Here is a 19741-nt window from a genome sequence, read left to right on the forward strand (position 1 = left end):
CCATGAAATCGAGCGGTGCCGGTTCGCTCTTCGCCGGTGCGCGCGTCGCCGAGCGGGTGCCGCTGGCGCCGCTGACGACGCTGCGGATCGGGCCGGTGGCGCGGCGCCTGATCACCTGCCTCACCACCGAGCAGGTGATCGCCGTGGTGCGGCAGCTTGACTGCGATGCCGCCCCTGGCGCTGCGAATCACCCCGTGCTCCTCTTCGCCGGCGGCTCCAACCTGGTGATCGCCGAGGCCCTCGCCGACGTGACCGCCGTGCGGCTGGCCAACCACGGCATCACCGTCGACGGCGACCTGCTGCGCGCGGAGGCGGGCGCCGTGTGGGACGACGTGGTGGTGGCCGCGATCGACCACGGTCTGGGCGGACTGGAATGCCTGTCCGGCATCCCCGGATCCGCCGGCGCCACGCCCGTACAGAACGTCGGCGCCTACGGAACCGAGGTGTCCGACACGATCACCCGGGTCAGGGTCCTCGAACGCGGCAGCGGTGAGGTGCGCTGGGTGCCGGGCGCCGAGCTCGGCTTCGGGTATCGCACCAGTGCCTTGAAGCGAGCGAACCCAACCGGTCTCGAAATCCCTTGGGTGGTACTGGAAGTCGAGTTCGCGCTGGACGCGTCGGGCCGCAGCGCACCGCTGCGTTACGGCGAGTTGGCCGCCGAGCTCGATGTCGGCCCCGGCGAGCGCGCGGACCCGAACGCCGTCCGCCAGGCGGTGTTGCGGCTGCGGGCCCGCAAGGGGATGGTGCTCGACCCGGCCGACCACGACACCTGGAGCGTGGGCTCCTTCTTCACCAACCCCGTCGTCGCACCGGACGTCTACGAGCGGGTGGCCCGGGGGGCGGCCGGCCCGGTTCCGCACTACCCGGCCCCGGACGGGGTCAAAATGGCCGCCGGCTGGCTGGTGGAACACGCCGGCTTCGGCAAGGGCTACCCCGACGAGGCGACGGCGCGCTGCCGGCTGTCCACCAAGCACGCGCTCGCCCTGACCAACAGGGGGGGCGCCACCGCCGAGGACGTGATCGCCCTGGCGCGCATCGTCCGCGACGGCGTCCGCGATGTGTTTGGTATCACACTGCAACCCGAGCCGGTCCTGCTCGGGTGCGGACTCTAGCTCCCATTTCCAGAGGCTTCGCGCCCCGACCTCGAATTGTCGTGGCGGGCGGGACCCGTTTGTGCCGGTATCTTTGGTGGATGTGAGCCCGCCCCGCACCCCCCTGCCGGTCAACCGCCGCATGGCGTTGGCGGCCCTGGGACTTGGTGTGCTGGCTCCCGGCACGCTGGCCGCGTGCGCCGGAACGGCGGCCAAGCAGGCGGAGAAGAAGGAGCCGCCCGCGGCGACGCTGAAGTTCCAGCCCGCCGACGCGACCGAGAACGTGGTGCCGATCGCCCCGATCAGCGTCGAGGTCCACGACGGCTGGTTCCAGCGCGTCGCGTTGACGAACTCGGCGGGCAAGGCGGTCGCGGGCGTGTTCAACCAGGACCGGACCGTCTTCACCACCACCGAGCCGCTGGGCTACGACTCCGTCTACACCTGGAGCGGCTCGGCGGTCGGGCACAACGGCAAGGCCGTTCCCATCGCCGGCAAGTTCACCACCGTCAGCCCGACCAAGAAGGTCGGCGGGGCGTTCCAGCTGGCCGACGGCCAGACCGTGGGCATCGCGGCGCCGATCATCATCCAGTTCGACGCCCCGATCAGCGACAAGGCCGCCGTCGAGCGGGCGCTGACCGTCACCACCAACCCGCCCGTGGAGGGCAGTTGGGCCTGGCTGCCCGACGAGCGCCAGGGCGCCCGGGTGCACTACCGCACCCGCGAGTACTACCCCGCGGGCACCACCGTGAACGTCGACGCCAAGCTCTACGGGGTGCCGTACGGCGACGGCGCCTACGGCGCCGACGACATCTCGCTGAACATCAGCATCGGGCGCCGGCAGGTGGTCAAGGCCGAGGTGACCTCGCACCGCATCCAGGTCGTCACCGACGCGGGCGTGATCATGGACTTCCCGTGCAGCTACGGCGAGGCGGACAAGGCGCGCAACGTCACCCGCAACGGCATCCACGTCGTCACCGAGAAGTACTCGGACTTCTACATGTCCAACCCCGCCGCCGGCTACACCAACGCCCACGAACGCTGGGCGGTGCGCATCTCCAACAACGGCGAGTTCATCCACGCCAACCCGTCGAGCGCGGGCGCGCAGGGCAACAGCAACGTCACCAACGGCTGCATCAACCTCTCGACCGGCGACGCCGAGCAGTACTACCAGACAGCGATCTACGGCGACCCCGTCGAGGTGACCGGCAGCTCGATCCAGCTGTCCTACTCCGACGGCGACATCTGGGACTGGGCCGTGGACTGGGACACCTGGGTGTCGATGTCGGCCCTGCCGCCCCCGTCGGCGCATCCGCCGTCGACGCAGATCCCGGTGACCGCGCCGGTCACGCCGTCTACCGCGCCCAGCTTGTCGGGCACGCCCACGACGACAACGACGACGACTTCGACGACGACGACTTCGACTACTCCGACTACGACGACGTCGAGCCCGGGTCCCGGCGGTTGAACCGCGTGGCGCTCGCCTGGTCGCGGGGCTTCATGACGATCAGGTCCAGGTCGACGTGCGAGGGCCGGGAGGCGACGAACCCGATCACCTCGGCGACGTCGGCCGCCACCAACGGTGTGATGCCGGTATAGACCGAGTCCGCCCGCTGCTGGTCGCCGCCGAAACGCAGCACAGAGAACTCGGTTTCGACCGCTCCGGGCGCAATCTCTGTGAGCCGCACCGGTTTTCCCAACAGCTCGCCGCGCAGGGTGCGGTGTAGCGCCCCCTGCGCGTGCTTGGCCGCCGTGTAGCCGGAGCCGCCGTCGTAAACCTCAAGCGCCGCAACCGAAGTGACGGTGACGATCAGGCCGTCACCGGACTCTATCAGCTTGGGCAGCAGGGCGCGGGTGACGCGCAGCGTGCCCAGCACGTTGGTTTCCCACATCCACCGCCAGTGCTCGAGGTCGGCGTCGGCGACCGGCTCCAGGCCACGGGCGCCGCCGGCGTTGTTGACCAGGACGTCGACCCGCGTCAATTTGTCGGCCAGCGCGGTGACGGCGGCGTCGTCGGTGACGTCCGCCGCAATCGCGGTGCCGCCGATCTCACGGGCCAGGGCCTCGATCCGGTCGGCCCGGCGGGCCACCGCGACGACGTGGAACCCCTGAGCAGCGAGGTTGCGGGCGGTCGCCTCGCCGATGCCGGAGCTGGCGCCGGTCACGACCGCGACGCGTTCATTCCTGATATTTCCAGCCATCGAAACAACCTTAGTCAACGTGCTAAATTTGCCGGGTGCACCTCAGCGCCCTGTCCAGCACCACCACCGCGTGTCTTTGCGCGGCGGGTGCGTGTTGTTGCCGCGCACTTCGCCGCTCCTGACTTTCAGGTGTGGCCAAGCCGGCCATCGAAACTCGGACAAAAGGACGCTCGTGCGCACGAATACCCTCACCCACAGCTTTCCCACCCATTATCGGCGGTCGCACCGCCAAATCCTGCCGCCGGCGCTGCACATCGCCGACTCCGCGGCGGCATCGGTCTTCCGCGCGGTCCGGTTGCGCGGCCCGGTGGGCCGTGACGTCATCGCCGGGGTGACCTCGCTGAGCATCGCGACGGTCAACCGCCAGGTGATCGCGCTGCTCGATGCAGGCCTGCTCCGCGAGCGCGCCGACCTGGCCGTTTCCGGCGCCATCGGGCGCCCGCGGGTGCCCGTCGAGATCAACCACGAGCCGTTCGTGACCCTGGGCATCCACATCGGCGCGCGCACCACCAGCATCGTGGCCACCGACCTGTTCGGCCGCACGCTGGACACCGTCGAGACCCCGACGCCCCGCAGTCCCGCGGGGGCGGCGCTGGCGTCGCTGGCCGAAAGCGCCGGCCGATACCTGCGGCGCTGGCACCGGCGCCGCCCGCTGTGGGTCGGGGTGGCGACGGGCGGCACGGTCGACGGCGCCACCGGTCACGTCGACCACCCGCGGCTGGGGTGGCGTCAGGCGCCGGTCGGGCCGGTGCTGGCCGACGCCCTGCGGCTGCCGGTCTCGGTGGCCTCCCACGTGGACGCCATGGCCGGCGCCGAGCTGTTGCTGGGAATGCGGCGATTCGCGCCGAGCTCACCGACGAGCCTGTACGTCTACGCCCGCGAGACCGTGGGGTACGCGTTGGTGATCGGCGGGCGGGTGCACTGCCCGGCCAGCGGTCCGGGCACCATCGCCGGGCTGCCCGCGCACTCCGAGTTGCTCGGCGGCACCGGTCAATTGGAGTCCACGGTCAGCGACGAAGCCGTCCTGGCCGCGGCGCGCCGGCTCAAGGTCGTCCCGCCCGCCCCCGCCGGCGGGGGCAACGGGTCGGCATCGGCCATCACCGACCTGCTCAGGTTCGCCCGCGCCGGGAACCCCCAGGCCAAGGATTTGCTGGACGAGCGCGCCCGGGTGCTCGGCGAGGCGGTCGCGCTGATGCGCGACATGCTCAACCCGGACGATCTGGTGGTCGGCGGCCAAGCCTTCACCGAATACCCCGAGGGGATGGAGCACGTGGTGGCGGCGTTCGCCGCCCGCTCGATCCTGCCGCCGCGGGACATCCGCGTCACGGTGTTCGGCAACCGGGTGCAGGAGGCCGGGGCCGGCACGGTGTCGCTGGCCGGGTTGTATGCCGACCCGCTCGGCGCGATGCGGCGCGCCGGGGTCATCAACTCCCCGCTGGCCCAGGTCGCCGTCGACGAAGCGCCCGCCTGAGGCGGGACGGGTTCAGCCGCGGCTGCGCGCCTGAACCCGTGCGGCCACCGTGCTGTAAAGATGAGAGTGTGCGGCACGACGACGTCCTCCGGCGCGACGACCCGCGCCGCGTAGCGGTGCTGGCGGTGCACACCTCTCCTTTGGCCCAACCCGGCACCGGCGACGCCGGCGGAATGAACGTCTATGTGCTGCAAACCGCGCTGCATCTGGCCCGCCGGGGCGTCGAGGTGGAGATCTTCACCCGGGCGACCGCGTCCACCGCCCCGCCGGTGGAGCGAGTGGCGCCCGGGGTGCTGGTGCGCAACGTGGTGGCGGGCCCGTTCGAGGGCCTGGACAAGTACGACCTGCCCACCCAGTTGTGTGCCTTCGCGGCCGGGGTGTTGCGCGCCGAGGCGTCCCACGAGCCCGGGTATTACGACATCGTGCACTCGCATTACTGGCTGTCCGGGCAGGTCGGGTGGCTGGCCCGCGACCGCTGGGCCGTCCCGCTGGTGCATACCGCGCACACGCTGGCCGCGGTCAAGAACGCCGCGCTGGCCGACGGCGATGCCCCCGAGCCGCCGCTGCGCACCGTCGGGGAGCAGCAGGTCGTCGACGAGGCCGACCGGCTGATCGTCAACACCGAGGACGAGGCGAAACAGCTGATCACGATCCATCGCGCCGATCCGGCGCGGATCGACGTCGTCCATCCCGGAGTGGACCTGCAGGTGTTCCGCCCCGGCGACCGGCGCGCCGCGCGCGCCGCGCTCGATCGGCTGTTGCGGCTGGGCGCGCCGCAGGCCGAGGCGATGCGTCACGCGGCCGCCGCGCACGCGGCGACGTTCTCCTGGGACAACACCACCGACGCCCTGCTCGCCAGCTATCGCCGCGCGATCGGGGACTTTCCCGCCGAGCGCCAGCGCCGGGTCCGCCACCGGGCGGCCATGCGCAGGCCCCGCCACTGGGCGCCGCGTCGCGGCGTCGGCGCATGAGCGTGCAGCGCGTCATCGAGGACGCGCTGCGGGCCAGCGGGCTGACCTACTCCGAATTCGCCGGTGCCCATGGCGGATCGCCCGGCCTGGTCGTGGAGTTGCCCGGCGAGCGCAAGCTCAAGACGAACACCATCCTGGGCATCGGCGAGCACTCGGTGCGCGTCGAGGCGTTCGTGTGCCGCAGACCCGACGAGAACCACGAGGGCGTCTACCGGTTTCTGCTCAGGCGCAATCGGCGGCTCTACGGGGTGGCCTACACACTGGACAACGTCGGCGACATCTACCTGGTGGGCCGCATGTCGCTGGCCTCGGTGGACGCCGACGAGATCGACCGGGTGCTCGGGCAGGTGCTCGAAGCCGTGGATTCCGACTTCAACACGTTGCTGGAGCTGGGTTTTCGCTCGTCCATCCAGAAGGAGTGGGAGTGGCGGGTGTCGCGCGGCGAGTCGCTGAAGAACCTGCAGGCGTTCGCGCACCTGATCGAGGACGAAGACGACGATGCGGAGCGCGACGGCGAACTCCGTCCGTGAAATGCTAGGCCGATGCAACGCAACGACACCGCCACGCTGGTGCTGCTGCGCCACGGCGAAAGCGACTGGAACGCCCTCAACCTGTTCACCGGCTGGGTGGACGTCGGGCTGACGGAAAAGGGCCGCGTCGAGGCGGTGCGCAGCGGCGAGCTGATGGCCGAACAGGGTCTCTTGCCGGACGTCCTGTACACGTCGTTGCTGCGGCGCGCGATCACCACGGCACACCTGGCCCTCGACCGCGCCGATCGGCTGTGGATCCCGGTGCGGCGCAGCTGGCGGCTCAACGAACGCCACTACGGGGCGCTGCAGGGCCTGAACAAGTCGGAGACCAAAGAGCGCTACGGCGAAGAGCAGTTCATGACGTGGCGGCGCAGCTATGACACGCCGCCGCCGCCCATCGAGCGGGGCAGCGAATTCAGCCAGGACGCCGATCCGCGGTACGCCGACATCGGCGGCGGCCCGCTGACCGAGTGCCTCGCCGACGTGGTGGCCCGGTTCCTGCCGTATTTCACCGACGTGATCGTCCCGGACCTGCGGTCGGGCAAGACCGTCCTGGTCGTCGCGCACGGCAACTCCCTGCGCGCCCTGGTCAAGTACCTGGACGGGATGTCCGACGAGGAGGTCGTCGGGCTCAACATCCCAACCGGTATCCCGCTGCGCTACGACCTCGACGCAGACCTTCGTCCGGTGCTCGCCGGTGGCACGTATCTGGACCCGGAGGCGGCCGCCGCGGGCGCCGCGGCGGTTGCCGGCCAGGGTCGCGGCTGAGTTGCCCGTTGCCACCGACCGGGCGTCCAAAAGGCCTGGTTGCCAAACATCGTGTAAACGGAAGCCGAACACCTGTGGCGCAAGATGTGACTTGTCCGATTTTGGCCGCGCTCCGCTAGGGTGTTGTTTCCGAAGATTTGTAGGATTTGCTATGTGACTGTGTTCTCGGCGCTGTTGCTGGCCGGGGTTTTGTCCTTGCTGGCGCTGGCCGCGGGTGGCGCGGTAGGGGTCCGCTTGTCCGCACGGTCGCGGGAACGCAGCCGGCCGGCGACCAGGGCGCCCAGCCAGTGGTCCGGAATCACAGTCGCGCAGATGCTGCAACGCATCGGCGCGCTGATGCCGCTGGGGGTCGCGGTGGTGGATGCCCACCGCGACGTTGTCTACCTCAACGACCGGGCCAAGGAGCTGGGCCTGGTGCGCGACCGCCAGCTCGAAGACCAGGCGTGGCACGCCGCCCAGCAGGCGCTCGACGGCACCGACGTCGAATTCGATCTGAGGCCCGCCAAACGTCCGGCCGGGCGCTCCGGGGTCTCGGTGCACTGTCACGCCCGGCTGCTGAGCGAGGAAGACCGGCGGTTCGCCGTGGTGTTCGCCCACGACCAGTCCGACTACGCACGCATGGAGGCGACGCGGCGCGACTTCGTGGCCAATGTGAGCCACGAGCTCAAGACCCCGGTGGGTGCGATGGCGCTGCTCGCCGAGGCGCTGCTGGCATCGGCGGATGACTCCGAAACCGTTCGCCGGTTCGCCGAGAAGGTGCTCGTCGAGGCCAACCGGCTGGGGGACATGGTCGCCGAGCTGATCGAGCTGTCCCGGCTCCAAGGCGCCGAGCGGCTGCCGAATGTCACCGAGGTCGAAGTCGATACCGTTGTGTCCGAGGCGATTTCGCGTCACAAGGTGGCCGCCGACAACGCCGACATCGAGGTGCGCACCGACGCGCCGAGCGGATTGAAGGTGCTGGGTGACGAGACGCTGCTGGTGACCGCGCTGGCGAACCTGGTCTCCAACGCCATCGCCTATTCGCCGCGGGGTTCGCTGGTGTCGATCAGCCGCCGCCGCCGCGGGGACAACGTGGAAATCGCGGTCACCGACCGGGGCATCGGCATCGCCCTGGAAGACCAGGAGCGTGTCTTCGAGCGATTCTTCCGGGGGGACAAGGCGCGGTCCCGCGCCACGGGGGGGAGCGGGCTGGGCCTGGCCATCGTCAAGCATGTCGCGGCCAATCACAACGGCAGCATCGGCGTGTGGAGCAAGCCGGGCACCGGGTCGACCTTCACGCTTTCGATTCCCGCTTATCAGGACACTGATGAGCAGCCCGAGCAACTGCGGGCCCGCGACGTGCGGTCCGGCAGGTCTGAAAGAGAGGAAGAGCTAAGTCGATGACCAGTGTGTTGATCGTGGAGGACGAGGAGTCCCTGGCCGATCCGCTGGCCTTTCTCCTGCGCAAGGAGGGCTTCGAGGCCACCGTGGTGACCGACGGGCCGGCCGCCCTGGCCGAGTTCGACCGCACCGGCGCGGACATCGTGCTGCTGGACCTGATGCTTCCGGGGATGTCGGGCACCGACGTGTGCAAGCAGCTGCGTGCCCGTTCGGGCGTCCCGGTGATCATGGTGACCGCCCGCGACAGCGAGATCGACAAGGTCGTCGGCCTGGAGCTGGGCGCCGACGACTATGTGACCAAGCCGTATTCGGCGCGGGAGTTGATCGCCCGCATCCGCGCGGTGCTGCGCCGCGGCGGTGACGACGACTCCGAGATCAGTGATGGTGTGCTGGAGTCCGGGCCGGTGCGGATGGACGTCGAGCGCCACGTCGTGTCCGTCAACGGTGACCCGATCACGTTGCCGCTCAAGGAGTTCGACCTGCTCGAATACCTGATGCGCAACAGCGGACGGGTGCTGACCCGCGGTCAGCTGATCGATCGGGTGTGGGGCGCGGATTACGTCGGCGACACCAAGACACTCGACGTGCACGTCAAGCGCCTGCGCTCGAAGATCGAAGCCGACCCGGCCAACCCGGTGCACCTGGTGACCGTGCGAGGGCTGGGGTACAAGCTGGAAGGCTAACGGGCGGGGTCGGTAGGCGGAAAACCGTTGGTGTCAAACACGGTTCGGTCGCCGTCGCCGACGCTCAATTCGATGCGCCGGCGCATGTTCTCGGTCATCGGCGGCAGCGCGTCGAGGTCGAACCACGCGGCGGCGGTGCTCTCGTCATCGGCCGGGAACGGTTCGCCGGAGATCCACCGCATCCGGAACACGTGATCGAGGTACTGGGCGTGGTCGCCGTTGGCGTGCACCGTCGGCCGGGTCACGTGCACCCATGCGAGTCTGGTGGCCCGGGCGATGACGCCGGTCTCTTCGCACACCTCGCGGGCGGCGCAGTCCGCCGGATTTTCCCCGGGCTCGACGATGCCGGTTACCGCCGTCCAGGCGCCGTTGTCGGAACGCTTGACCAGCAACACTTTTCGATCGTGGATGGTGACGGCCGTAGCGGCGGGCAGCCACAGCGGCGCGGTGCCGATAGCGCGCCGAAGCTCGACGATGAAGTCCGGGGTCGGCATCACCGTTTCTAACACACCGGCGGCCGCGCCACAGGGAGTGAACAGGGGGCGGGCCGCGCCGGCGTGTCGTCGCCCTGGCTTCACCCGGAATGCCCCGGGTGCGCACTCGATCAGCGGGCGGCCACCACTTCGTCGGCCACACCCAGCGCCAGGGCCATGATCGACACCTGTGGGTTCACCTCGGGGCAGCTGGGCAGGATCGACGCGTCGGCCACCCACACCCCCTGTGCCCCGCGCAGCCGGCCGGTCTCGTCCACCGGGCAGCGCTGCGCGTCGACCCCCGCGGCCGCCGTCCCGGTCGGGTGAAAGGCGGCCAGGTGAAGGGTTTTCGGGTCGCATCGACCCAGCGCGTCCTGCAGGGCGGGCATCGACGTCACGGTCGTGGCCCCCGGAAATCCGGTGAGCACCTCCACCGCGCCGGCGGCGAACAGCAGCCGGCCCATGGCCTCGATCGCCACCACCAGCTTGGCGGCGTCCTCGCGGGCGATGTTGTAGCGGATCACCGTCTCGCCGCGCACCGAGGACACCGAGCCGGCGCCGCGATCGGCCACCATGGCGCCGAACGTGGCGACGTGAGTCGCCCGGTCGAGCCAGCCCAGCAGCTCGGCGCCGTAGCCGGGATAGACCATCGACCCCATCCCCGGCGGCGTGGAGGTGGCCTCGATCAGCACCCCGTGCGACGCGTGCAGCTCGTCGACGGCGGCGCTTTGCAGCACGCCGTGCCAGGCGATGACGTCCTCGTCGAAGCGCCCGGCGAGCATCGTCGCCGGGTGCAGCGCGAGGTTGCGGCCCAGGCGCGGGTGTGCCCCAAATCCGCTGCGCCGCAACAGCCCCGGGGTCTCGGTGGCGCCGGCGGCCACGATCACCGTGTCGGCCAGGACGTCGAGCGCGGTGCCGTCGGGCGCGGAACGGGCGCCACAGCGGCCCGAGTCCGGGCACGTTGTTGTACAGGCCGAACGACCCGCCGAAGAACACACCCAGGGTGGCGGCCTCGGCGACGTCGCGGCGGTCCGACGGCAGGCGGCGCTCGATCAGCACACCGGCGGCGAACAGCAGCGGGGGGTCGAGGAGAAAGCTCATGCCGTTGTCCTCTCGTTGGGCTCGGGCGCCGCGCCGCCGCGCAGGCCGACCTCGGCGTGCCCGGTGCCCAGCACCGACCAGTGCCGGTCGTCGACGTCGATGTGAACGTCAGCCTGCTCGGTGTTCGTGCACACCGCGGTGCCGCCGTCGGGATCGGTGTATTGCAGGCTGACGCACTTCTCCGCGGGCTGGTCGACGCGGATCAGCACCTTGTGACCGCCGATGCGCCCCTCCAGCTGCCAATGCCGCAGGCCGAGCGTGGTGCGTAGCCGCAGCGACGGCAAAGGGCTTGCGGGCCAATCCCTCCCGCCGATGCGGAAGCGGACGAAGGCCATCGGCGCCAGCCGCCGCAGGCCCGGCTTGTGGGAGACGGCGGTGACGGCCTCCACCACGTCGCCGCCGCCGAGGTCGGCGTGGATCCAGCCCCAGCGTTTGGCGTTGCCGTGCCCGTAGATGTGGGCGAGGCCGCCGCGCCAGCCGTCGACGCGCCGCACCTCGTCGCCGACGGTCAGGGTACCGGCGAAGTCGGCGGTGGGGGCGAGCACCACCTGGGCGCCCGGCAGCAACTCGCGCTCCCAGGCGGCGCGCGGGAAGGTCCACAGTGGTGGGCCGCCGTCCTTCCAGGACAGGTCCCAGGCGAGCGGCCCCACCCGCCCGGTCAACCGCTCCGGGCCGACAAGGGCCCCCGCGGAGTCGAACCACGCGGCGCCGTTCGCGGGTTCGACGGGTTGGGGGCCGAACCGTTCGGTGCGGGGCGGGCCGTCCGCGGCGAACCGGGTCGCCCAGCCGTGCGCGTAGGGCTCCCCCTGCAGCGGCGCCACGGTCTCGCAGTGGATCCACAGCCCGGCGCGGGTGACGGGGTCGGACAGGGTGGCGTACCAGACCTCCAGGCGACCGGCCGTGCCCCGCCAGCGGGGGACTGCCGCCGACCGCAGCTCCTCGTCCATGTGCTCACCTCCGGGTGCCCGTCCACTATATTGGTTGAGCCAATGAACCAGTCAAGCCCGCTGCAGCCGCCCGACCGCCAGCGCGTCGACGAACAGATCGCCGCGTCGATCGCCGACGCCATCCTCGACGGCGTCTTCCCGCCGGGCTCGGCCCTGCCGCCCGAGCGTGAGCTGGCCGAACAGCTCGAGGTCAACCGGACGTCGCTGCGACAGGGGCTGGCGCGACTGCAGCAGATGGGCCTGATCGAGACGCGGCACGGCAGCGGCAACGTGGTGCGCGACCCGCAGGGCCTCACCCATCCCGCGGTGGTCGAGGCGCTGGTTCGCAAGCTGGGCCCGGAGTTTTTGGTCGAGTTGCTGGAAGTCCGGGCGGGGCTGGGGCCGCTGATCGGCCGCCTGGCCGCACAGCGGGCCGGGCCCGCGGACGTCGACGCGCTGCGCACCGCGCTGGCCGCCGTAGGGGACGCCGACGGGGCCGCCGCCCGCCAGGCCGCCGACCTCGCCTACTTCCGGGTGCTCATCCACGCCGGACGCAACCGCGCGCTGGGGCTGCTGTACCGCTGGGTGGAGCAGGCCTTCGGCGGCCGGGAGCACGAACTGACCGCGGCCTACGATGACGCCGCCCCCGTGGTCGCCGACCTGCGGGCGATCACCGAGGCGGTGTCCGCCCACGACGCCGACGCGGCCGCCGCGGCGGTCGAGGCCTACCTGCTCGCCAGCGCGCAGCGAATGGTGTTGTGCTACTTGGCGATCGGCGAGAACTAGCCGGGGCTACTCGGCGATCCGGGTCGCCGGGTGCACCGCGACGAGCCCTAAGCCGCTGCGACGCTTGCACATTGCCGCCAGCTCCGCGTACGCCTTGGCCCCGAGCAACTCGGTGAGCTCGTCGGCGAGGCTCTCCCACACCTGCTTGGCGCCGACGTGGGCGCCGGGATCGCCGGTGCAGTACCAATACAGGTCGGCCCCGCCCGAGCCCCAGCCGCGCCGGTCGTATTCGGTGACCGTGGTCTTGAGGATCTCGGAGCCGTCGGGCCGCGTCACCCACTCCTGGCTGCGCCTGATCGGCAACTGCCAGCACACGTCGGGCTTCATCGTCAGCGGCGCCACGCCGAGCTTGAGGGCCTTGCTGTGCAGGGCGCATCCGGGGCCGGCGGGGAACCCGGGCCGGTTGAGGAAGATGCACGCGTCCTTGTGCTTGCGGGTGCGATACATGTCCTGGCCGTCGTGCTCGTCGAGTTCGAGGTAGCCCTTGCGGCCCAGGCCCTTCTCGCGGAACTGCCAGTCGTCGTCGGTCAGCTGCGCCACCGCGTCGTCCAGGCGGGCGCGGTCGTCGTCGTCGGACAGGAACGCGCCGTGCGAGCAACACCCGTCGTCCGGGCGGCCTGCGACCGTGCCATGGCAGGCCGGCGTGCCGAAAACGCAGGTCCAGCGCGACAGCAGCCAGGTGAAGTCGGCCGCGATCAGGTGTTCGGGGTTGTCCGGGTCGTAGAACTCCACCCACTCCCGGGCAAAGTCCAGCTCGACCTCCCGTCCCGGCTCCGACTGCGAATTCGCCACGCTCTCAACGTTAGACCACGATTCCGGCGCATCGCCCCGCTGACACCCGACCCCGCCACGGCGGGCCGCACCCCGGGCCGCATCCTCACACGACTAGGTTGTGTGCGTGCGATTGGGTGTGCTCGACGTGGGCAGCAACACGGTTCATCTGCTGGTGGTTGATGCCCACCGCGGCGGGCACCCCACGCCCATGAGTTCGACGAAGGCCACGCTGCGGCTGGCCGAGTCGATCGACAGCTCGGGCAAGATCACCAAGCGCGGTGCCGAGAAGCTGATCTCCACGATCGACGAGTTCGCCAAGATCGCCGACAGCTCCGGCTGCTCCGAGCTGATGGCCTTCGCCACCTCCGCGGTGCGCGACGCCGAGAATTCCGACGACGTGCTCGCGCGGGTGCGCAAGGAGACCGGCGTCGAGCTCAAGGTGCTGCGTGGCGTCGACGAGTCGCGGCTGACCTTCCTGGCCGTGCGCCGCTGGTACGGGTGGAGCGCCGGGCGCATCATCAACCTCGACATCGGCGGCGGCTCGCTCGAGCTGTCCAACGGCGTCGACGAGGAGCCCGAGGTCGCGCTCTCGCTGCCCCTGGGCGGACGACCCCCCGGGCCGGCGCCGGGTGGCGATGCTGCGCGACTGGCTCGACGCCGAGCTGGCCGAGGCCGCCGTGATGGTGCTCGACGCCGGCGCGCCGGACCTTGCGGTGGCGACGTCGAAGACGTTCCGCTCGCTGGCCCGGCTGACCGGCGCGGCCCCCTCGGCCGCCGGGCCGCGGGTGAAACGCACGCTCACAGCAAACGGGCTCAGACAACTCATATCTTTCATATCTAGGATGACGACCGCTGACCGCGCGGAGTTGGAGGGAGTGAGCGCCGAGCGGGCACCGCAGATCGTCGCGGGTGCCCTGGTGGCGGAGGCAAGCATGCGAGCGCTGTCGATCGAGACCGTGGATATCTGCCCGTGGGCATTACGGGAAGGTCTCATTCTGCGCAAACTCGACAGCGAAGCCGACGGAACCGCCCTCATGGAGACTTCGGTGCGCGATGCTGGAGGCCGGACAGTTGATCGGGACGCGAACCGATCGAGAGGCGACAAACCATGACCGGACCACATTCCGAGGCCGACGGTCCCGGGACCCGGCCGATCTCGGTGGCTGAACTGCTGGCCAGGAACGGGACCATCGGCGCCCCGGCCGTCACCCGTCGGCGCCGCCGCCGCCGCGGCGACACCGACGCCGTCACGGTCGCCGAGCTGACCGGCGAGATCCCGATCGTCCGCGACGAAGACCACCGCGACCAGGCACGGGACCAGGACCGGGACCACGATGCCGACGGCACCGTGCGGGTCGCCGAGTCGCCCGCCGACGCCGCGACGGACACAGCTACCGCCACCGAAGAGTGGCCCGGGGCACCGTACTGGTCGGAACCCGAGCCGCGCTGGCCCAAGTCGGAGCTGCTGGCGGAACCGGCATCGGGCCCGCTGCGCAGCGAATACCCGCGGCCGCCGCGGCGCGCCGACGAAACCGAGCAGGCCAAGTCCGGGCAATCCGGTGCCGAGGACATGAGCCCGGACCCGGTCGACCACTACGCCAGCACACCGGTCGAGGTGATGGACGCCGAGGTCCGCGGGGCGGACGTCGAGGATTCCGCGTACGTGCGCTCCTACCTGCGCGATTCGGACTCGACCCTGTTCGGCGGGCAGACCCTGGCCGACGAGCTCGCGCGGCGCAGCGGCGCGGAGAAGGCCGCGGCCGCGGAGGCGGCGGAAGCCGACGCCGCCGAAGCGCTCGACGAGGTCCGCGCGGACGAGTCCACCGGCGCCCACGGAATTCGCGACCGGCTCCAGGCGGCGTGGCGCGCCGCCGCGGTCGTGTTCCAGTCGGTGTTGGCGGTGCTGTTCGGGGCCGGGCTGTTCGTGGCGTTCGACCAGCTGTGGCGCTGGAACAGCATCGTGGCGCTGGTGCTCTCGGTGCTGGTCATCCTCGGTCTGGTGGTCGGGGTCCGGGTGGTCCGCAAGACCGAGGACATCGCCAGCACGCTGATCGCGGTCGCGGTGGGGGCGCTGATCACCCTGGGCCCGCTGGCGTTGTCGTTGCAGTCGGGCTAGGCATCACCAGTCGAGACCGTGCGCCCAGCGATCAAAGTCGGACTGTCGACGGCCTCGGTGTACCCCCTGCGGGCCGAGGCCGCGTTCGAGTATGCGGCCCGGCTCGGCTACGACGGCGTCGAGCTCATGGTGTGGAGCGAGTCGGTCAGCCAGGACATCGACGCCGTCCAGCGGCTGTCCCGGCGCTACCGCGTGCCGGTGCTGTCGGTGCACGCGCCCTGCCTGCTGATCTCCCAGCGGGTGTGGGGCGCCAACCCGATCGCCAAGCTGGAGCGCAGCGTGCGGGCCGCCGAGCAGCTCGGCGCGCAGACCGTCGTCGTGCATCCCCCGTTCCGCTGGCAACGCCGCTACGCCGAGGGGTTCAGCGAGCAGGTGGCGGCACTCGAGTCGTCCAGCGACGTCCTGGTGGCCGTGGAGAACATGTTCCCGTTCCGCGCGGACCGGTTCTTTCCCGGGCAGTCGCGGGAACGGATGCGCCGGCGCGGCGGCGGGCCCGGGCCGGCGATCTCGGCCTTCGCGCCGTCGTATGATCCGCTGGACGGCAACCACGCGCACTACACCCTCGACCTCTCCCACACCGCGACCGCGGGCACCGACTCCCTGGACATGGCGCAGCGCATGGGGGAGGGCCTGGTCCACCTGCACCTGTGCGACGGCAGCGGCGCGCCCGCCGACGAGCATCTGATACCCGGCCGCGGCACGCAACCGGCCGCCGAGGTCTGCCAGATGCTGGCCGGGGGCAACTTTGCCGGGCACGTCATCCTGGAGGTGTCCACCTCCAGCGCGCGTTCGGCCGGCGAGCGCGAGGACATGCTCGCCGAGTCGCTGCAGTTCGCCCGCACCCACCTGCTGCGCTGACAACTTCCGGGAGACACGTGAACGCGTTATTCACCTCGGCGATGGCGTTGCGGGCGCTCGGGGAGGGCCTCTTCGAGGGCGAGCTGGACCGTCACTGGACCATCGGACCCAAGGTGCACGGCGGCGCGATGATGGCGCTGTGCGCCAACGCCGCCCGCAGCGCGCACGACGGCCATGCGGGCGGCCTGGAACCGGTCGCCGTGTCGGCCAGCTTCCTCTCGGCGCCCGACCCGGGGCCGATGCGGCTGGCGACGTCGATCCGCAAGCGGGGGCGCCGGATCAGCGTGGTCGACGTCGAGCTGACCCAGGGTGAGCGCACCGCGGTGCATGCCGTGGTCAACCTCGGCGAGCCGGAGCACTTTCCGCCCGGCGGCAACACCGCGCCCCTGCTGTCGGCCAACCCCGTCCTCGAGCTGATGGCGCCGGAACCGCCCGACGACATCGACCCGATCGGGCCCGGCCACCCGCTGGCCGGCCTGGTTCACCTGGGCGAGGGTTGCGACGTGCGACCGCTGCTGTCGACGATGCGGGTCAGCGACGACGGGCGCCCGCCGATGATCCAGATGTGGGCCCGCCCCCGCGGGGTGGCGCCGGACCCGCTGTTCGCGCTCATGTGCGGCGACCTGTCGGCGCCCGTGACCTTCGCCGTCGGCCGCACCGGCTGGGCGCCGACGGTCCAGCTCACCGCCTACCTGCGGGCCCTTCCCGCCGACGGCTGGCTGCGCATCATCGCCACCTGCATGGAGATCGGCCACGACTGGTTCGACGAGGACCACATCGTCGTCGATCAGCTCGGCCGGCTGGTGGTCCAGGCGCGCCAGCTCGCGATGGTCCCTGCCGCTCGGCAGTAGCCGAGGTCTGCGATGCTGTCCGGCATGGCAAGAATCGCGATCATCGGTGGCGGCAGCATCGGGGAGGCATTGCTGTCGGGTCTGTTGCGCGCGGGCCGGCAGGTCAAGGACCTGGTCGTGGCCGAACGGGTGCCCGAGCGCGCCAAGTACCTCGCCGACACCTACTCGGTGCGCGTCTCCTCCGTCGCCGACGCCGTGGACAACGCGTCGTTCGTCGTCGTCGCGGTCAAGCCCGGTGACGTCGGGCCGGTGCTGGCCGAGGTCGCCCGGGTGGCCGCGACGGCCGACAGCGACAGCGCCGAGCAGGTGTTCGTCACCGTCGCGGCGGGCATCACGATCGCGTACTTCGAGTCCAAGTTGCCGGCGGGAACGCCCGTGGTGCGGGCGATGCCGAACGCGGCGGCGCTGGTGGGGGCCGGGGTCACGGCGCTGGCCAGCGGCCGGTTCGTTACCGCTCCGCAGCTGGAGGAGGTCTCGGCGCTGTTCGACTCCGTCGGCGAGGTGCTCAGCGTGCCCGAGTCCCAGATGGACGCGGTCACCGCCCTCTCGGGGTCGGGGCCGGCGTACTTCTTCCTGATGGCCGAGGCCCTGGTGGACGCGGGCGTCGCGGCGGGCCTGAGCCGCCAGGTGGCCACGTCCCTGACCGCGCAGACGATGGCCGGAGCCGCGGCCATGATGCTGGAGCGGATGGATTCCGGCGGCCCCGCGACCCCGGGGCTCGACGGGTCGTCGCCCGACGCCACGGCCACGCAGCTGAGGGCCACGGTCACCTCCCCCGGCGGCACGACCGCCGCTGCGCTGCGGGAACTCGAGCGGGGCGGGTTGCGGGTGGCCGTCGACGCCGCGGTTCAGGCCGCAAAAACCCGCTCTGAGCAGCTAAGAATTACATCGGAATAATTAAGGTTTTTTCGAGAGATTGTCCCTCACCAGTACCAGTAACCCCATTAGTCCCGCTATTCTCCTCTCTGTAAGCGCGCGTGGGTGCCGGCGGAGGGGAAGCCGCTGGCATTGCGTGTGCCCGACACGATTGGGTTGCGATGACGTCTACGAACGGGCCATCGGCGCGAGATTCTGCAGGCAAGCGGGACACCGGTTCCGTCGACGCCCAGCAGGCCAGGACACAATTCCTCACCGTCGCCGAGGTGGCGGCCCTGATGCGGGTGTCCAAGATGACGGTCTACCGGCTGGTCCACAACGGAGAGTTGCCCGCCGTTCGGGTCGGGCGGTCCTTCCGCGTCCACGCCAAGGCCGTCCACGACATGCTGGAGACGTCCTACTTCGACGCGGGCTGACCCGCTCGCTGCGCACGTCCGACGTGTGACGTGCCCGCCATCCGGCGGCCGGCCAGCACCGGTTTGGTGTTCGGCGGGACCGGCCGGGTAAAGTGGCGAGGTCATTCTCAAGTCCTGGAAAGTCGCGGGAAGCGTCACGGGTCAGATAGCGGAGTCAGCCGAGTCAATGGGTTCTCAGGGTTTTAAATGGGTTCAGTAATCAAGAAGCGGCGCAAGCGCATGTCGAAGAAGAAGCACCGCAAGCTGCTGCGTCGTACACGGGTGCAGCGCAGAAAACTCGGCAAGTAGGGCCCCGCCCGCCTCACCGCACGCGCCGCACTCGGCCGTTAGGCTGTTCGGGTGGACTCGTCGAGCGGGGAAGGCGCCGGAACCGGCGGCGCCGGACGTGACACCGTGCACTACCCCAAGGTGGTGCTGGTCACCGGCGCGTGCCGGTTTCTGGGCGGTTACCTGACGGCCCGGCTCGCGCAGAACCCGTTGATCAACACGGTGATCGCGGTGGACGCGATCGCGCCCAGCAAGGACATGCTGCGGCGCATGGGCCGCGCCGAGTTCGTCCGAGCGGACATTCGAAACCCCTTCATCGCCAAGGTGATTCGCAACGGCGACGTCGACACCGTGGTGCACGCCGCGGCCGCGTCCTACGCGCCGCGCTCCGGCGGCACCGCGGCGCTGAAGGAAATCAACGTGATGGGTGCGATGCAGCTGTTCGCCGCGTGCCAGAAGGCCCCTTCGGTGCGTCGCGTCGTGCTGAAGTCGACGTCGGAGGTGTACGGCTCCAGCCCGCACGATCCGGTGATGTTCACCGAGGACAGCACCAGCCGCAGGCCCTTCCGGGGCGGCTTCGCCAAGGACAGCCTCGACATCGAGGGCTACGCCCGCGGACTCGGCCGGCGCCGGCCCGACATCGCCGTCACCATCCTGCGGCTGGCCAACATGATCGGGCCGGCGATGGACACCACGCTGTCGCGGTACCTGGCCGGGCCCCTGGTGCCGACCATGTTCGGCCGCGACGCCCGATTGCAGCTGCTGCACGAGCAGGACGCGCTCGGCGCGCTCGAGCGGGCGGCGATGGCGGGCAAGGCCGGCACCTTCAACATCGGCGCCGACGGCATCATCATGCTGTCGCAGGCGATCCGGCGAGCCGGCCGGATCCCGTTGCCCGTGCCGGGTTTCGGGGTGTGGGCGCTCGACTCGCTGAGGCGGGCCAACCGCTACAACGAGATCAGTCGCGATCAGTTCGATTATTTGAGCTACGGCCGCGTCATGGACACCACACGGATGCGCTCTGAGCTCGGTTATCAGCCCAAATGGACGACCGCGGAGGCCTTCGACGACTACGTCCGCGGCCGCGGCCTGACTCCCATAGTCGGCCCCGATCGGGTACGCTCCTGGGAAGATCGCGCGATATCCCTGGCGCAGCGCTGGGGTAGCCGAAATCCAATTCCGTGGGGCGGGGTCAGGTAGTACAT

Annotated in this window: 20 protein-coding genes and 3 pseudogenes; 17 read left to right on the forward strand and 6 right to left on the reverse strand. The window is 70.6% G+C overall.

Features of this window, described 5'->3' with window-relative positions:
* The first annotated feature begins 2 nt into the window (after positions 1-2).
* Entirely contained in the window at positions 3-1112 is a 1110-nt protein-coding gene (locus tag BN971_RS14970) for a UDP-N-acetylmuramate dehydrogenase (protein ID WP_085179361.1), read from the forward strand.
* Positions 1113-1233: 121 nt separating this feature from the next.
* A complete protein-coding gene (locus tag BN971_RS14975) occupies positions 1234-2556 on the forward strand; it encodes a L,D-transpeptidase (protein WP_372512063.1) in 1323 nt (440 codons plus the stop codon).
* Here BN971_RS14975 and BN971_RS14980 read toward each other — a convergent pair.
* Positions 2522-3289: an SDR family NAD(P)-dependent oxidoreductase gene (locus BN971_RS14980; protein ID WP_085179359.1), complete on the reverse strand. Its 768-nt coding sequence runs from the start codon at positions 3287-3289 to the stop codon at positions 2522-2524. The two genes, BN971_RS14975 and BN971_RS14980, sit on opposite strands and share 35 nt — an antisense overlap.
* 172 nt (positions 3290-3461) lie before the next feature.
* On the opposite strand from BN971_RS14980, the gene BN971_RS14990 reads away from it, so the two are divergent.
* The 6 genes from BN971_RS14990 (at position 3462) to regX (ending at position 9092) form a co-directional block, all read left to right on the forward strand.
* Positions 3462-4760 carry an ROK family transcriptional regulator gene (locus tag BN971_RS14990; RefSeq protein WP_090350254.1) on the forward strand — a complete coding sequence of 433 codons (1299 nt, stop codon included), beginning with the start codon at positions 3462-3464 and terminating at the stop codon, positions 4758-4760.
* Between the two features lie 38 nt (positions 4761-4798).
* Complete coding sequence (locus BN971_RS14995; protein ID WP_249262734.1) at positions 4799-5731, forward strand: glycosyltransferase; 933 nt, start codon at positions 4799-4801, stop codon at positions 5729-5731.
* Entirely contained in the window at positions 5728-6261 is a 534-nt protein-coding gene (locus tag BN971_RS15000) for a type III secretion system chaperone family protein (protein ID WP_085179357.1), read from the forward strand. The genes BN971_RS14995 and BN971_RS15000 overlap by 4 nt, the downstream gene beginning before the upstream one ends.
* Positions 6262-6273: 12 nt before the next feature.
* A complete protein-coding gene (locus tag BN971_RS15005) occupies positions 6274-7029 on the forward strand; it encodes a phosphoglyceromutase (protein ID WP_085179356.1) in 756 nt (251 codons plus the stop codon).
* Positions 7030-7182: 153 nt separating this feature from the next.
* The gene (locus tag BN971_RS15010) at positions 7183-8412 is read left to right on the forward strand and encodes a sensor histidine kinase (protein WP_090350256.1); all 1230 of its coding nucleotides are present in this window, start codon (positions 7183-7185) and stop codon (positions 8410-8412) included.
* The gene (gene regX / locus BN971_RS15015; RefSeq protein ID WP_085179354.1) at positions 8409-9092 is read left to right on the forward strand and encodes a two-component sensory transduction protein RegX; all 684 of its coding nucleotides are present in this window, start codon (positions 8409-8411) and stop codon (positions 9090-9092) included. The genes BN971_RS15010 and regX overlap by 4 nt, the downstream gene beginning before the upstream one ends.
* Here the strand turns inward: regX and BN971_RS15020 are convergent.
* The 4 genes and pseudogenes from BN971_RS15020 to BN971_RS15030 all read right to left on the reverse strand — a co-directional run bounded on the left by BN971_RS15020 (position 9089) and on the right by BN971_RS15030 (position 11613).
* The gene (locus BN971_RS15020) at positions 9089-9586 is read right to left on the reverse strand and encodes an NUDIX hydrolase (protein WP_169718544.1); all 498 of its coding nucleotides are present in this window, start codon (positions 9584-9586) and stop codon (positions 9089-9091) included. The genes regX and BN971_RS15020 overlap by 4 nt on opposite strands.
* Before the next feature lie 110 nt (positions 9587-9696).
* Positions 9697-10488: pseudogene (locus BN971_RS15025) on the reverse strand (GMC oxidoreductase); the annotation flags it as partial.
* Positions 10475-10666, reverse strand: a pseudogene (locus tag BN971_RS25095) (hypothetical protein); the annotation flags it as partial. The pseudogenes BN971_RS25095 and BN971_RS15025, both read right to left, overlap by 14 nt.
* Complete coding sequence (locus tag BN971_RS15030) at positions 10663-11613, reverse strand: tocopherol cyclase family protein (RefSeq protein ID WP_085179350.1); 951 nt, start codon at positions 11611-11613, stop codon at positions 10663-10665. The gene BN971_RS15030 and the pseudogene BN971_RS25095, both read right to left, overlap by 4 nt.
* A gap of 42 nt (positions 11614-11655) precedes the next feature.
* Here BN971_RS15030 and BN971_RS15035 point away from each other — a divergent pair, with 42 nt between their 5' ends.
* A complete protein-coding gene (locus BN971_RS15035) occupies positions 11656-12378 on the forward strand; it encodes a FadR/GntR family transcriptional regulator (RefSeq protein WP_085179349.1) in 723 nt (240 codons plus the stop codon).
* Between the two features lie 6 nt (positions 12379-12384).
* Here BN971_RS15035 and BN971_RS15040 read toward each other — a convergent pair whose 3' ends face one another.
* Positions 12385-13170, reverse strand: a complete 786-nt coding sequence (locus tag BN971_RS15040) for a DUF3109 family protein (RefSeq protein WP_085179348.1) — start codon at positions 13168-13170, stop codon at positions 12385-12387.
* A 106-nt stretch (positions 13171-13276) separates the two neighbouring features.
* On the opposite strand from BN971_RS15040, the pseudogene BN971_RS15045 reads away from it, so the two are divergent.
* From BN971_RS15045 to BN971_RS15080, 8 genes and pseudogenes are all read left to right on the forward strand, one after another.
* Positions 13277-14264 (forward strand): annotated as a pseudogene (locus BN971_RS15045) (Ppx/GppA family phosphatase).
* Positions 14261-15268, forward strand: a complete 1008-nt coding sequence (locus BN971_RS15050; RefSeq protein WP_085179346.1) for a hypothetical protein — start codon at positions 14261-14263, stop codon at positions 15266-15268. The pseudogene BN971_RS15045 and the gene BN971_RS15050 overlap by 4 nt, the downstream one beginning before the upstream one ends.
* 18 nt (positions 15269-15286) lie before the next feature.
* Positions 15287-16126: a sugar phosphate isomerase/epimerase family protein gene (locus BN971_RS15055; protein WP_085179345.1), complete on the forward strand. Its 840-nt coding sequence runs from the start codon at positions 15287-15289 to the stop codon at positions 16124-16126.
* Positions 16127-16143: 17 nt separating this feature from the next.
* Entirely contained in the window at positions 16144-16977 is an 834-nt protein-coding gene (locus BN971_RS15060; protein WP_085179344.1) for a thioesterase family protein, read from the forward strand.
* 24 nt (positions 16978-17001) lie between these two features.
* Positions 17002-17874 carry a pyrroline-5-carboxylate reductase gene (gene proC / locus BN971_RS15065; RefSeq protein ID WP_211279772.1) on the forward strand — a complete coding sequence of 291 codons (873 nt, stop codon included), beginning with the start codon at positions 17002-17004 and terminating at the stop codon, positions 17872-17874.
* A 140-nt stretch (positions 17875-18014) separates the two neighbouring features.
* Complete coding sequence (locus BN971_RS15070; protein ID WP_085179342.1) at positions 18015-18269, forward strand: cell division/environmental response transcriptional regulator; 255 nt, start codon at positions 18015-18017, stop codon at positions 18267-18269.
* Positions 18270-18455: 186 nt separating this feature from the next.
* A complete protein-coding gene (locus BN971_RS15075; protein WP_003402602.1) occupies positions 18456-18557 on the forward strand; it encodes a 30S ribosomal protein bS22 in 102 nt (33 codons plus the stop codon).
* Between the two features lie 51 nt (positions 18558-18608).
* Positions 18609-19736, forward strand: a complete 1128-nt coding sequence (locus tag BN971_RS15080) for an SDR family oxidoreductase (protein WP_085179341.1) — start codon at positions 18609-18611, stop codon at positions 19734-19736.
* Positions 19737-19741: the final 5 nt, after the last annotated feature.

This window comes from Mycobacterium bohemicum DSM 44277, from assembly GCF_001053185.1.
Taxonomy (GTDB): domain Bacteria; phylum Actinomycetota; class Actinomycetes; order Mycobacteriales; family Mycobacteriaceae; genus Mycobacterium; species Mycobacterium bohemicum.